General features: G+C 58.0%; 12 protein-coding genes. 8 read left to right on the plus strand and 4 right to left on the minus strand.

What is annotated here, in order from left to right; all coding sequences use genetic code 11:
- The first annotated feature begins 43 nt into the window (after positions 1 to 43).
- The gene (locus tag DYU11_RS29440; protein ID WP_229366111.1) at positions 44 to 3,421 is read left to right on the plus strand and encodes an ATP-binding response regulator; all 3,378 of its coding nucleotides are present in this window, start codon (positions 44 to 46) and stop codon (positions 3,419 to 3,421) included.
- A 6-nt stretch (positions 3,422 to 3,427) separates the two neighbouring features.
- Here the strand turns inward: DYU11_RS29440 and DYU11_RS29445 are convergent, their stop codons facing one another.
- The 4 genes from DYU11_RS29445 to DYU11_RS29460 form a co-directional block, all read right to left on the minus strand.
- Entirely contained in the window at positions 3,428 to 4,693 is a 1,266-nt protein-coding gene (locus DYU11_RS29445) for an N-acetylmuramoyl-L-alanine amidase (protein ID WP_119671331.1), read from the minus strand.
- A complete protein-coding gene (locus tag DYU11_RS29450) occupies positions 4,680 to 5,090 on the minus strand; it encodes a DoxX family protein (protein WP_119671332.1) in 411 nt (136 codons plus the stop codon). The genes DYU11_RS29445 and DYU11_RS29450 overlap by 14 nt, the downstream gene beginning before the upstream one ends.
- Positions 5,087 to 5,890, minus strand: a complete 804-nt coding sequence (locus DYU11_RS29455; RefSeq protein WP_229366112.1) for a DUF4198 domain-containing protein — start codon at positions 5,888 to 5,890, stop codon at positions 5,087 to 5,089. Before DYU11_RS29455 ends, DYU11_RS29450 begins: the two co-directional genes overlap by 4 nt.
- Before the next feature lie 211 nt (positions 5,891 to 6,101).
- Positions 6,102 to 7,487 (minus strand): hypothetical protein, encoded by a 1,386-nt coding sequence (locus DYU11_RS29460; protein WP_229366114.1) that lies wholly within the window; start codon positions 7,485 to 7,487, stop codon positions 6,102 to 6,104.
- Positions 7,488 to 7,540: 53 nt separating this feature from the next.
- Here DYU11_RS29460 and DYU11_RS29465 point away from each other — a divergent pair, with 53 nt between their 5' ends.
- The 7 genes from DYU11_RS29465 to mtgA all read left to right on the plus strand — a co-directional run bounded on the left by DYU11_RS29465 (position 7,541) and on the right by mtgA (position 13,636).
- Positions 7,541 to 7,993, plus strand: coding sequence for a GNAT family N-acetyltransferase (locus tag DYU11_RS29465; RefSeq protein ID WP_119671335.1), 453 nt, complete (start codon positions 7,541 to 7,543; stop codon positions 7,991 to 7,993).
- Positions 7,994 to 8,097: 104 nt separating this feature from the next.
- On the plus strand, positions 8,098 to 8,484 hold the full coding sequence (locus DYU11_RS29470) for a hypothetical protein (protein ID WP_147368071.1): 387 nt from the start codon (positions 8,098 to 8,100) through the stop codon (positions 8,482 to 8,484).
- Positions 8,485 to 8,726: 242 nt separating this feature from the next.
- On the plus strand, positions 8,727 to 9,617 hold the full coding sequence (locus DYU11_RS29475) for a YitT family protein (protein ID WP_119671408.1): 891 nt from the start codon (positions 8,727 to 8,729) through the stop codon (positions 9,615 to 9,617).
- Between the two features lie 22 nt (positions 9,618 to 9,639).
- Positions 9,640 to 10,179 (plus strand): hypothetical protein, encoded by a 540-nt coding sequence (locus DYU11_RS29480; RefSeq protein WP_119671337.1) that lies wholly within the window; start codon positions 9,640 to 9,642, stop codon positions 10,177 to 10,179.
- 103 nt (positions 10,180 to 10,282) lie between these two features.
- The gene (locus DYU11_RS29485) at positions 10,283 to 11,536 is read left to right on the plus strand and encodes a cation:proton antiporter (protein ID WP_119671338.1); all 1,254 of its coding nucleotides are present in this window, start codon (positions 10,283 to 10,285) and stop codon (positions 11,534 to 11,536) included.
- Between the two features lie 37 nt (positions 11,537 to 11,573).
- Complete coding sequence (hemW, locus tag DYU11_RS29490; RefSeq protein WP_119671339.1) at positions 11,574 to 12,710, plus strand: radical SAM family heme chaperone HemW; 1,137 nt, start codon at positions 11,574 to 11,576, stop codon at positions 12,708 to 12,710.
- A gap of 104 nt (positions 12,711 to 12,814) precedes the next feature.
- The gene (gene mtgA / locus DYU11_RS29495; protein WP_199736828.1) at positions 12,815 to 13,636 is read left to right on the plus strand and encodes a monofunctional biosynthetic peptidoglycan transglycosylase; all 822 of its coding nucleotides are present in this window, start codon (positions 12,815 to 12,817) and stop codon (positions 13,634 to 13,636) included.
- Positions 13,637 to 13,715: the final 79 nt, after the last annotated feature.

Here is a 13,715-nt window from a genome sequence, read left to right on the forward strand (position 1 = left end):
GTTTCTGGCTGGTGGGGGAGAGATGGGGAAGCTAATCCGATCCATGGATTGGTCAAAGACTCCGCTGGGCCCAATCGACGAGTGGCCCCAGAGTTTACGCACCTCGGTGAGCCTTTGTCTTTCGTCTACCTTCCCAATTCTGATTGCCTGGGGGCCTGAAACCATCCAGTTGTATAACGACAGCTACCGGCCTATCTGCGGAGCCAAGCATCCGGAATCCATGGGCCAGAACTTCCGCATCTGCTGGGAAACTGCGCTACCGGTAGTCGGCGATGCGTTTACCCGGGGTCAGCAGGGCGAGGGCACCTACATTCATGACCAGCGGATGTTTCTCGACCGGAATGGGTACCTCGAAGAAGCGTTCATGACGTTTTCATTTGCGCCCATCCGCGCCGAATCGGGCGAAGTAGGGGGCATCTTTCACCCCATTACGGAAACAACCGATAAGATGCTGAGCGCCCGCCGAACGCAGGTGCTGCGGGACATAGCCGCCCTGACGGGACCGGCTAAGACAAATACCGAAATCTACGAAGGCCTGACCGGTAAACAGGCGGATTTTGCCCTTGATTTGCCTTTTCTGCTGGTGTATGAGCTTGATTCTGACGGACAAACAGCCCGGCTTGTGCACACCACGGGACTGGCGTCGGCGGCTCCGGTTCCGGCTGGGTTATCAGCAATTAACGTAACCCATACCCGCTGGATCGGCAGCCTGACAAAGACGCAGGTAGTCGAACACCTGGCCGAAGCCGTAGGGCCGCTGGTCGGTGGCCCTTACCCGGAGTCTCCCCACACGGCCGTATGCCTGCCCATTCAGCTGTCGACCAGGAACCAGCCCGTTGGCTTTCTGCTTGCCGGGGTAAGTCCCCGCCGGGCGCTCGACGCCGACTACCTGACGTTTTATGACCTGCTGGGCAACACGATCAGCACCGCTTTCTCAAACGTATATGCCTATCAGGAAGAGCAGAAACGGGCCGAAGCGCTGGCGGCCATCGATCGGGCCAAAACCGCTTTTTTCAGCAACATCAGTCATGAGTTCCGCACCCCGCTTACCCTGATGCTCGGTCCGCTGGAGGAGCTTATTCACACCCGCGAGGCCCAGGTGCCGGCGCTGGCAGAGCCCCTTCAGATTACGCACCGCAATGCCCTGCGGTTGCTCAAACTGGTGAACAACCTGCTTGATTTCAGCCGGATTGAAGCGGGACGTGTGCAGGCAACGTACCGCCCCGTCGACCTGGCCGGGCTCACGACCGATCTGGTCAGCAGCTTCCGGTCGCTCGTCGAAAAGGCCGGGTTGCAGTTGATCGTACATTGTCAGCCGCTCGATGCTCCCGTGTACGTAGATGTCGATATGTGGGAGAAAATTGTGCTCAATCTGCTTTCCAATGCCTTCAAATACACCCTGCGGGGCACTATTGGCGTTGAGCTGATCACTGAAGCGGACATGGTCGTTCTGCGCGTTTCCGATACCGGTGTCGGCATTCCGGAACGCGAACTGCCGCATATGTTTGAGCGGTTTCACCGGGTCGAGAACGCCGGGGGCCGTACGCACGAGGGAACCGGCATCGGGCTTTCGCTGGTCAGTGAACTGGCGCGGCTGCATCAGGGCCGTGTCGACGTAGTCAGCCGGGAGGGGGTGGGCAGTACGTTCTCGGTTCGTATTCCGCTCGGAAAACACCATCTGCCGGCCGGTCAGGTGGTAGAGGAGGAACGTCGCGACGGTATCAGCCAACTGGCCGATAGTTTTCTCCAGGAAGCCAGTACGCTGCTTGCGGGTGAACCGTCGGCAGTAGCCGCGTCTGACCTGCCGGTGGAGCAGAGCCGCCCCGACAAGGTCACCACGATTCTGATTGTTGACGATAATGCCGATATGCGGGCGTATCTGACCCGCCTGCTGGAGCCGCACTTTTCCATTCGTACGGCCGACAACGGAGCCGACGCCCTGCAACAGGTTACGGTCGACCCTCCGCAGTTAATTCTGAGCGACGTCATGATGCCGGTCATGGATGGGCGGGCGTTTCTGCGGCACATCAAAGATAATCCGGCAACGGCGCGCATTCCGCTGATCTTTTTGTCGGCCCGGGCAGGTCAGGATGCCCGGATCGACGGACTGGAAGCCGGGGCCGACGATTATCTGGTGAAGCCGTTCTCCGCGCAGGAGCTTCTGACCAAGGTACGTGCGCTTGTCGAATTATCGCGCTCCCGGCAGCAGGCCGAAACCCGGCTGCGTCAGCTGGTGCAGCAGGCGCCCGTGGCCATGCTGCTGGTCAAGGGCGAGGAGTTGATTATTGAACTGGCCAACCAGGCGGTACTGAACGCGCTGGAGTGGCGCCCGGAGGTGCTGGGTACGTCGCTCCTGACAGTGATGCCGGAACTGATCGGACAGGACGTTGTGGAGCAGTGCCGGCGGGTGTATCAAACGGGGCAGCCCTATCATGGCTGGGGCGTATCGATGCCGGTGTACCGCAGCGGGCGGCTGGAAACGGCGTATTTCAACGTATCCTGCACCCCATACTACGAAGGCGACGATCGTACGGGCGTTCTACAGGTCATGACGGAAGTAACCGAGCAGATTCGGGCGGCCCGGCAAACCGAAGAAAGTGAAGCGAAGTATCGGCAGCTATCGGCTGAACTGGATCGGCTCGTTCAGCAACGTACTCAGGAACTTCAGACCTCAGTGCAGGATTTGCTGCGTTCAAACGAAAACCTGCAGCAGTTTGCCTACGTAGCGTCGCATGATCTTCAGGAGCCGCTGCGTAAAATTCAGTCGTTCGGTACGATTCTGGAAACCCAATACGGGGATGTCATAGACGATTCGGGCCGGGACATGATTCACCGGATGCAATCGGCGTCTGGCCGGATGTCGGTGCTGATCAAAGACTTGCTTACCTTCTCCCGCATCTCAACCCGGCAGGCGCCCCCCGCACCTGTGTCGCTGCGGGAGGTGGTTAATCAGGTGCTCGATACGCTGTCGATCGTTATCGACGAATCGGGGGCCCATATCCGGGTTGGGGAGTTGCCCAGCGTACCGGGCGATGCCTCGCAACTGGGGCAGCTCTTCCAGAACCTGCTGAGTAACGCCCTGAAGTTTCAACGGGTAGGCGTGGTGCCGGAGATCCGGATAACCGTCGACGAACTGGCGGCCGGAGAGCTACCCGCTACCGTGAAGCCCGCGCGGGAGGCTACCACGTATTACCGGATCAATGTCAGCGACAATGGTATCGGCTTCGAGGATAAGTACGTCGACCGCATCTTTGGGGTCTTCCAGCGACTGCACGGCCGAAACGAATTTGCCGGTACGGGTGTGGGTCTGGCCATCTGCCGCAAAGTAGTGCAGAACCACGGGGGCGTTATCACGGCCACCAGCCAGCCTGGTCAGGGGGCCACGTTCAGCGTGTATCTGCCGGCCGGGTTCTTGGACTAACGGCGCTTATCGGGGCTTCTGCCGAACAAACCGCCTGATGCCGCGTCGGATGGCGGTGGCCATCTGCTCCCGGTACGCTTCCGACGTAATCAGCGCTTCGTCGGCCGAGTTGCTCAGGAACGGCCCCTCGACCAGCACATTCGGATAGTCGGTTGGGCCATTGAAAAAGAAGTTGAAATGGCCAATGTTTCCGAAGGCGCCCGTGGCCGACCGGCCGACCCTGGCCCGAACCAGTTCATTCAGCACAGTCTCACTTAGCCGCCGGAAACCGACGTGTTTGTAATACGTACTGACGCCCCGCACCGCTTTGTTGCCCGATGCATTGAAGTGAATGCTGACCAGCAAATCCGGCAGCGCCCGGCGCATGGCCCGGATCCGATCGCTGGGGCCGATGTTGGTATCCGACTGGCGCGTCATCAGGACAATAGCGCCGGCCCGTTCCAGCCGCGTCTGCAGCCGACGGGCTACGTCGAGCGTCAGGTTTTTCTCCAGCTGCCCCGATTGCAGGCCCCGCGCCCCCGTATTGGAACCGCCATGCCCGGCATCTACGGCGATGGTCAGCCCCCGGAGCGAACGCCGGACCTGGGGCCGCCGAACCCGGACAATCAGCGTGGTTTTCTGATAATACACCGAATACCCCCACGACTGCGCCTGCTTCAGGTCGATGTAAATCCGGAACATGTCGTCGGCCATCTGTTCAAACCAAACGGCCCGGATTGCCTGCACCGACCGGAGTTGGGTAATCCAGTTGGTGTTGGCCGTCGCGCCAAAAACATCGATCAGGATGCGGCTGGGGTCCACCTGCTGCTGGCTGCGGTACGGCAGTCGGGCGGGCAGGCGAATTGCTACGTAGTCGAAGCGGGCGGGGCGGGACGTATCACCGTAAACGGTCCAGTTGCCGGTCAGCAAACCCGTTGTTCCGACCGTCAACGTATCGGTAGTGACCTGGGTATCGGGAACGAAGCCCGTCAGCGATCCGGCCAGCCGAACGCGCCAGAGTCGCTGCGTGGTATCCGGGCCACGATCCATCCGCCCCGTAATGGTGAGCACCACGCCCGAGTCAAGGGTTTCCATCCGGGCTCCCCCGAGCCGGTCGCTGCCGAGGCCGTAGTACAGCGGGGTCAGGGACGAGGTCGTGTAGCCGGTCAGGACCGTATCCTGAATCGCGGGGTTAGGGGCTTCGATCACCGTTGTCTGGGCAAAGGCTGGGAGGGTAATCAGCAGCCCAAACGCCGGCAGGCGCAGGAAACGTAACCAATTAAAGTCCTTCATCAATCGAGGGTTTGCCGGGGCCGTTGAGCAGGAGAAAAACGCTCATGGCGAACAAGTTAATGGCCGGCATGGCGTTTTTGTACGTATCGCCGATGGCTACGTGGCCGACGAGGATAGCCAGCGAAAAATTAATCAGCAGCACCACGGCGGCCCACCGGGTTTTATAGCCCAGCACCATCAGGATGGCGCCAATGAACTCGGCGTAGGCCGACAGTGCGGCACTGACCAGCGGGAAGGGAAATCCCAGGCTTTTGAGCCATTCGGCATAGCCCGGTACGCCTTCGGCCGGATGCAGGGCCGTGTGTCCGGCCGCGTCGTACAGTTCGTAGGCGAACGCCAGCCGAAGCAGGAGGGGTGCGTAGGGGCGAAGGGTCTGGATTGTGGACTGGACGTTCATCGGCAACCAAAGGTTAAACTGCCCCAGTAACTCTGCCAGTCGGCGGCTGCCTTGTCGGTGTGAGGGACCATTTTCACCAGGCTGACCATGTTGCTGCCCGCCCGCAGCCGGAACCGGACGTGTCCCTGCGCGTCGGAACGCTGCTGTTCTTCGGTGAGGTGGTTGGCTGCGTCGCGGTTCCAGTAGCGGACCAGCGCACCGGCCAGCGGCTGGCTGTTGAACAGAATTCGGAACTCGGCCGGCTGGCCGGGTTTCTGGCTATAGGGGTTCTGAGTGGGAATGATCTCAAGCGGCATCCCCGTGTTTCGGGCATACGTATCATCCGGTTGATTGCCCGCCTGAATCAGGGTTTTGACGCACCGGCGATACAGCTCGCGGCTGCGTCTGCTGGTTTCGCCCCGCTGCTCACGGGCGCTGATGACATCGTCGAGGCCGTCTTCCTTTAGGTACAGCAGGAAGCTGTCGGCCCGCATTTCAAGGTATCGGTTGGTAGTGAACAGCGAAATGAGGTGCGTTCCGGGCTGGGCGAGGGTCAGTTCGGCGTCGGTTAGTTCCTCGGCTGCGTCGGCCGGTACCAGCGACGACGAACCCCTGGCCGAGAGGTGCTGATACGTAACGATCCGACTTTTTCGAATGCCCCACCGGTCACCGTTGAAGTGTTCGCCAACTCGTACGGTCAGCCGGACCGCATCGCCGGCGTTGGCAAAAAAGCGATCCGGCTGAATCCAGAACTCATGCGCAATCGCCAGCAGCGACATCGTAACGAGCAGTCCGGTAGTGATGCAAAATTTTTTAAGCACGTTGTTTGTATTTATTCTAAATAAGCTTGACATTTGTGTCGTAAACGACAGTTAAAGTATGTTCGCTGAGTCTGAGCAGGTTGGAGTTAAGTTCAATGCAGTAGCCAAATCGTTTGGCGATAACCCTTTTGTTGGTCAGGAGTGCGTTTTGAAAAAGTGCTGCAAGAAATACAAGAAGGGGAAGCGCTGCAAGAAGTGCCCCGATGATTGATTACTTCTCCGGTACGTACCAGAACGGAATCTGGTAATACATTTTTGGTTTGCTTGCCGAGTCAGGTACGGTAAGTTTCAGCACGTTTTTTCCAACGGGCAGATTATCCACCGGCAGTACGGTAGTCAGGCCGAGCTGATCGTTGTCGGGGCGCTGGGTAAACAGATAGTCCGGCTGCCGATACAGCGAATCGTTCAGTTCTATCTGAAAATACGTCGCAAACGTTTGCAGGTACCAGTTTGCCCGTTCTTTCCGTTTTTCTTCCTTCGTCAGCGTATCGGACCAGGTCGGTTCTGTGAACCGCTTGCTGATGTCCGCATCCAGCGTTTTCGGGTACGCGATAAAAAGCCGGATATACGGCTCCCGAATCACATCCGACTGAATACTGGCCTTCTGAATTAATTCACTGGCTGGCCGCAGGTTATCGAACGAGTTGGCATCGGCCGTTCGGCCCGGGTCACGAAGGGTAACGAACGAGCGGCCGTCGAACGCACTCATTGCGCCACTATACTGCGTAATCTCAACAAACATTGACACAATCAGCACACCGGTAAAACACAGCATAAACGTCAGCAGACGTCGTTGCAGAATCGCTTTGGGAATCTGGCTGTAAAACGTGAACAGGATATAGACGGCCGGGCGGTACAGACCAAAGAACATAAAGCTGCTGGCCTGATTTAAACGGAAGGCTATAGCGGCTATTTTGGGATCGTCGCGGTATCTGGGCAGGCTCATAACAAGAATCGCCACCATGTAAACGACAAAAAGCACCGTGAAAACAGGTCCGGCAATACGTTCGAACGTTGCATAAGCAGCTGAGGGAAGCAGCCACTGAATAAGCGTAACGGAAATGACCAGGATAACGTAAAAAAAGGCGACGCCGAGCAGTGTGATCGTCAGCATGAAGGCTAAGGCGAAAATAACGTTGCAGCGCTGGTCGAGCCGAATAGCGTAGTCAGACAGCCGACCCATCCGCCGGGCGTATTCGTTTTGGGCGTATTGACCAAGTCTGTAAATTTGATTGTATTTGATGCCATCGGGGTAAACGGCCAGCAGGCCAACCAGCCCGACCCAGAATGCCCGCATGATGAAGTTGGCCAGAAACGCTACAAACAGGACGTAACAGGCCCCTTTGCTCAGTCCAATTACCTGAATAGGCAGGATATCATGGAAATAGTCGTTGTTGAGCATGAGGTTGTAGCGGTAGTAACCCAGGGCATTGTCCAGCAGCTCAGGGAGACTGAGGGTAGCGTACAGGGCTGCGCCGGAGATCAGCAACTCCAGATTCCAGCTCTGGCTGGCAAGTTCGCGCAGTTGTTCGTGCCGTTCAGTAACAGCAGGCTCGTGAACGTCGGGAAGCGGGGTTTCATTAGCTTGTTCAATCATAGCGACGGGTACGGGATCATCCATCAAAAATACCTTTTTTGCCAGTTTTGCTCATGACCATTCAGTACAATTCGCTAATCGGCCTGCCTCAGGAGCCACTGTATTCGTCGTTGGTTACGTTGCTGGCCGGGGTGTTCGTCAACCAGTCGCCGGAGGAGATTGCCGCCGACCTGACGTACCACCAGCACCGAACTCCGCTCGTCCTGCTGTTCGCAACTGATCACGAACGGCTAGTCGGCTGTAAAATTGGCTACGAACGTCAGCCAGGGCATTTTTATAGTTGGCTGGGTTGCGTCGATCCGGCGTATCGGGGGCGGGGAATTGCGTCGGAGCTGATGCGCCGACAGCACGACTGGTGCTGCCAGAACGGCTACCACACGGTTCGGACGCACACGTACAATGCATGGCGGGAGATGCTCCTGCTGAACCTCCGCCACGGCTTCGACATCATCGGAACCATGCAGGGCAAATACGGCCTGACTATTATGCTGGAGAAAAAAAATTAATTCAAACAAGCTGGTTATCAGTAACGTTTTAACGAAAGTTGCCGCTGGCTGGAACCCGGTTGGCTACGTTGCACGTTCGAAAAATTAGGTGGAACTTTGTTGGGATGAAGCAGACGACGTTGGACATACGGCAACAGATCAAGTGGTTGGGGGGCCTGCTGGCCATCTGGCTGCTGGTTTGGCTGTCCGTCCGGCCGGAAGTCGCTACAGCCCCCACGAGTAAACAAGCCTATCTATCGTGCGATGTGCCGCGCACGGCTGCCGATGAGTCGCGCTGCCTTCCGGAAATCCACGGAACCGCTCCGCTGGCCCTGATTAGCCCGCGGGCCGGTTTCTCGTTCACATCGCCACCGGAACTACTGCCGGCCTGGACCAATCAATTCTGCCGCCTGGCGGTGGTCTTCTCACCGAAGCAGTCGTATCGCTCCTACTATTCCTTTGGTTTTCTGCGGTCTATCTTCGAACACCAGATTACCATCAATGCGCCCTGAGCCATTGTCTCCTTATAATTTGCTGCCTCTTCGTTCATCCAGCCAGCTGGTTTAGATGTCATCCGTAGTTCGGTCGTCGGTCATTGGTCTGTCGGTCAACGTACTGCCTGGCACCTGCCTGACCTGACCCGCCCGTGTCTATCGGTACTGTGGGGCGGCTTCACCTTGCCCGGACGGTTCAGCGGGCGGACCTGCCCGATGCGCGCCGGTATGTTGTTTTACACACTCAATCATTTTTTGGTATGGTATCATCTACAACCCATATAACATCAACACAAACGCAGCTCCGGTGGTTGAAAGACCTCGGCTTTCTGAGTGCCGGCGTACTTTGCGCCGGCATGGGCCTGAAAGGGTTTTTGCTGCCCAATAATTTTCTCGACGGGGGGGCCATGGGCATCTCGCTGCTTCTTGAACTGGTCACGGGCGTTGAACTCGCTTTTCTGGTTATACTGGTCAATATCCCGTTTATCTGGATGGGGTTCCGGCAGATTTCACCCGGTTTTGCCATGCGGACCGTTGTAGCCATCGGGCTGCTGGCCATTTGTCTGGTAACCGTTCCCTACCCGGTCGTGACCAGTGACAAGCTGCTGATTTCCGTATTCGGAGGCTTTTTTCTAGGGGCCGGGATCGGGCTGGCTATCCGGGGTGGGGGCGTCCTCGACGGAACCGAAGTGCTGGCCATTTACGTGAGCCGCCGGTCGGCCCTGACCGTGGGCGACGTGATCATGGTCATCAATATTCTGGTGTTTGGGGCGGCTGCAATGCTGACCAACATCGAAACGGCACTGTATGCCATGCTTACCTACCTCGCGGCTTCCAAAACGATCGACTTTCTTATTCACGGTATCGAAGAGTACACGGCCGTGCTGATCATTTCGGATGAGCACGAGGCCATCCGCCAGATGATTACCGAAGACATGGGGCGCGGGGTTACGGTGTTCAAAGGCGAGAAAGGCTACGGCAAACGCGGCCACCGCAACCAGGACACGAACATTATTTACGCGGTGGTGACCCGCCTTGAACTGACGCGGCTGAAAGACCGGATCGGTACTATCGACGATCAGGCGTTCATCGTCAACCACGGTGTCGATGATGCCAAGGGAGGGATGGTCAAGGGAAGGCCACTCCATTAGCCAGGTCAACATCGAAAAGGCTATGGAGGAACATATTGCACCAACCGTACTGGGTGCCTGGGCCGGCTGCTGTGGAATCTGGGCGTGGAGTCAGTTCCGGCAGGCGCACTGGGAGCATCTGCGGCCATTGGCTCAGCCGTCGAAGCACGTAAAATACAGCCGGCGAGCCTTGTCCGGAATCCTGCTGATCGCGTCGGGCGTGATTGTCCTGTACTGGCCCACGGTAGCCCTGCGGTCGTGGTTATTGCCCATTGAGCTGATGAACCGGCCGGTCATTAATCAGGCCGGGTTGTTTGTCATCAAGCTGGCCCTGCTCTGGACCGTGGTGATGACCATGCAGCGGGAGCGGTGGTATGGGCTGTGGTGGCGCGACCGTACGCTGTCGCTCAAACGCTGGCGTGACTGGGAGCCTTACTACGCCGGACACGCTGCCCTTGCTGCCGGCGGGCTGCTGCTGGGCTTGTTCATTACGTTGTCGAGTGGTGCCACGGCCCTGCTTTGCCTGATCGGCTGGTGGCTTTGCTGGCGTATGTGGCGATACAGCGTGCTTTCCTATACGTAGTGGCGAGGGTCAGGAGGCAGGCCCATAGGCTCAGATAGTGAGGAGTTGCAAATCAAATGACCCGCTGTGCTGGTAATAGAAGGTTAGTGTTTCAACAATTAATATGACATCATATAATCTGTTGCTGGTGGTTCTGGGAGTGGCCATACTGGCGGTTTCCTGGCTGCCGTCGCTCCTTAAGAATCACCCGCTTTCGTACCCGACCCTGGTGGTCGGGTTTGGTTTGCTGCTGTACGCCCTGCCGTTTCCGCTGCCCGATGCCGACCCCATTCGATACAAGACCCTGACGACTCACCTGAGTGAACTGTGCGTTATTGTGGCCCTGACGGGTACGGGGCTTAAAATTGACCGGCCCTTTTCGGTTCGCACCTGGCGAATGCCCATCCGGCTGGTATTGTACACGATGATCCTGACCATTGCGGGTATTGCGTTGTCGGGGTGGCTGGGGCTGGGGCTGCATCCGGCGTCGGCGATGTTGCTGGCGGCTTCGCTGGCCCCGACTGATCCGGTGCTGGCCAGTGATGTGCAGGTAGGCGACCCGGGGGAGGGTGGGGAAGATAACGTCCGCTTTGCCCTGACCGGCGAAGCGGGGCTGAACGATGGGCTGGCCTTTCCGTTTGTGTACGGAGCGATTGCCCTGCTGCCTTCCGCTGCGTCGCCGGAGTCGCGACTGATCGACTGGCTGACTATGGACGTATTGTACCGGGTATCGGTCGGGTTGCTGGCGGGGTGGCTGTCGGGGCGGTTGCTGTCGGCCCTGATTTTTGGGCTCCCTCAACGGATCAGTATCAAGACTACGGCTTACAGTTTTGTTATTCTGGCCGTTACGCTCACGACATACGGGCTCACGGAACTGGTGAAGGGCTACGGCTTTCTGGCTGTATTCATTGCCGCCATTACGTTGCGGGGCTACGAACGGTCGCACGAATACCACCAGCACATGCACGATTTCTCCGATCAGATCGAGCGGGTGTTTATTGTCATACTCTTGCTTTTGTTCGGCGGGGCCATCGGGCAGGGGCTGCTGGCTCCGCTGCGCTGGTCTGACGTAGCGCTGGGGCTGGGGCTGCTGTTTATCATCCGTCCGCTGGCAGGGTTTATACCCATGGCGGGCACCCGGGCCACCCTGAGCGAACGCTGGGTGATCGCCGGTTTTGGCATTCGCGGTATCGGCTCGTTTTTTTACCTGTCATTTGGTCTGGAAAAGGGCAACTTTCCGGAACCTGAGCGATTGTGGGCTATTCTGGGTTTTGTGGTGCTGGTTTCGATCGTGATGCACGGCATGCTGGCCACACCGGTGATGAACTGGCTCGACCGGCGGCACAACCGGCTAGAAACGAAAGAATCGGTAAGCTGACGGGAACCTGCGCCGGCCGTTCGTTGTCATCTGTTTAATGCACCTGTATCTTCACATACCGTTTTGTAAGCAAGCCTGTCATTACTGTGATTTTCACTTCAGCACCAGTCTGAAACAGAAGGGGCCGCTGGTAGATGCGCTGTGTCGGGAGATTCGGCTGCAGCGGGAATACCTGCCGTCCCGAACCCTGGAAACGATCTATTTTGGCGGTGGTACGCCCTCGCTGCTGACCGAGTCCGAACTAGCTCAGCTCTTCGGGACAATTTACGACCTGTATACCGTAGCCCCCGGTGCCGAAATTACTCTTGAAGCCAATCCGGATGATCTGGCAGCCAGCAAACTGGCCACCCTCCGGCGGTATGTAAACCGACTAAGCATCGGTATCCAGACCTTCGATGAAGCGACGCTCCGCTGGATGAACCGGGCCCACTCGGCCACTGAAGCCGAAGCCTGCGTCTGGCTGGCCCGCGACGCCGGTTTCGACAACCTGAGTATCGATCTGATTTATGGCATTCCCAACCGCCCGACCGACCGCTGGGCGTACGACCTCGACCGGGCGCTGTCCCTCGACGTACCGCACCTGTCGGCCTACGCCCTGACCATCGAGCCGGACACGGCGTTTGGTCGCTGGGAGAAAACCGGCAGGCTTACCCCCGCCGACGATGCGCTGGCCGCCGAACAGTTTTCAGAATTGACCCAGGCGCTGAAACAGGCCGGCTACGAACACTACGAAATCTCAAATTTTGCGAAAAAAGGCAACGGCTCAGCGGCCCACTACGCCCGACACAACACCGCGTACTGGCAGCGTCGGCCGTACCTGGGGATAGGTCCCAGCGCCCATTCGTATAATGGTCAGAGTCGGCAATACAACATAGCGAACAATTCACGTTATATGAAGGCAATTGAACAGGGTGAACTGCCGGCAACGGTTGAAAATCTGACGATTGCGGATCAGGTGAATGATTACTTGCTGACGGGCTTGCGGACCCAGTGGGGCTGCTCACTAACCGAACTGTCGGCGTTACTGGGCGCTGATTTTACGCGCCAACAGGCCAGCGACCTCGCCGACATGCAACGGGCGGGCTGGTTGATTATGGAGAATGATACCCTGCGACTAACCGAAGCGGGCAAGCTTTTTGCCGACCGGGTGGCGGCTACGTTATTTGTCGAGTAACAAAAGGCAACAATTAGTTGCTTTGGTGAGTACAGTAAAAAAGGGCAACCCGCTGGTCGGCCCTACGGCAAAATTTCTCCATTTTCGCAGCTTAGACCAACCGAATGAATACGCAGCGCCCGTCCAACACCTTTCGTCAGCCGCCCCGGCCTCGTCAGCCCCACCCGTCGTCCTATCGGTCGCAGCCGCCGGGCCGATGGCGTCAGTTCCGTTCCTATGTGCAGCAGCGCCCGTTGCTTGAGCGCGTTTACCGGTTCCTGCTCAAAACGTTTCTGGTGCTGTTCCTCGGGTCGATCGGCTACGTGATCCTGCTGAAATACGTACCCGTTTGGGTAACGCCCCTGATGGTGTCGCGGTGGGTCGATTCGCTGAGAACCGACGAGCCCAGTAAACTCTACAAGGACTGGCGGCCGTACGACGAAATCAGCAAGGAAGCCGCTCTGGCGGTGGTGGCATCTGAAGATCAGCAGTTTCCGACCCACTGGGGTTTCGACTTTGAGGGAATTCAGGAGGCCATCCGGGAAAATCAGCACCGGAAACGACCACGCGGAGCCAGCACGATCTCGCAGCAGGTCGCCAAAAACGTATTTCTCTGGAACGGCCGCAGCTACATCCGGAAGGGGCTGGAGGTGTATTTCACCGTGCTGATTGAGCTGATCTGGGGGAAGAAACGCATTCTGGAAGTGTACCTGAACGTAGCGGAAACCGGCCCCATGACCTTCGGGGTCGAAGCTGCCAGCCAGCGTTTCTACAGGCATCCGGCCAACTCACTGACCCGCGACGAAGCCGCCCGGATTGCGGCCGTGCTGCCCAATCCGCGCCTTTTCTCCATCAAGAACCCGTCCAGCTACATCCAACGGCGTACCCGCTGGATCAGTCGGCAGATGCGCCGGCTGGGTGGGCAGCGCTACATCCGGAATCTGTAAATCAATACTGATACTGCGCTTTACCCCAAGCCCCTTCGGGGGTTTGGGGTGGGGGAAGGCAAGAGCTATCCTGAAGTAG

The organism is Fibrisoma montanum, assembly GCF_003583365.1.
Taxonomy (GTDB): Bacteria; Bacteroidota; Bacteroidia; order Cytophagales; family Spirosomataceae; genus Fibrisoma; species Fibrisoma montanum.